The sequence below is a fragment of the Streptomyces gottesmaniae genome (genome assembly GCF_031845845.1).
Classification (GTDB): Bacteria; Actinomycetota; Actinomycetes; order Streptomycetales; family Streptomycetaceae; genus Streptomyces; species Streptomyces akebiae.
In genome coordinates, this window is the sequence record NZ_JAVRFJ010000209.1 from 1 (window position 1) to 255 (window position 255).

The following is a 255-nucleotide window of genomic DNA, read 5'->3' on the forward strand; positions in this document are numbered from 1 at the left end:
CGATGGTCTCGCGGTCGGTGTCGTCGTCGGTGTCGGTGTCGGCGGGGGCCGCGAAGGGCTGGATGGTGTTGACGAACTCGGTCTCGATCCAGCGGGTGTGGACGGTGAAGGGGTCCGTGGAACCGGTCAGTTCGGGAGCGAAGGCCGGGTCGGTGACGACCGCGCGGTGGAAGGGGATCGCGGTGGCCATGCCCTCGACGGTGAACTCCTCCAGCGCGCGGGCGGCGCGCTGCAGGGCCTGCTTGCGGGTGGCGC

The 255-nt window shown here is 71.4% G+C and carries 1 pseudogene; it reads right to left on the minus strand.

Features of this window, described 5'->3' with window-relative positions:
- Positions 1-255: pseudogene (locus RM704_RS45095) on the minus strand (acetyl-/propionyl-CoA carboxylase subunit alpha); the annotation flags it as partial.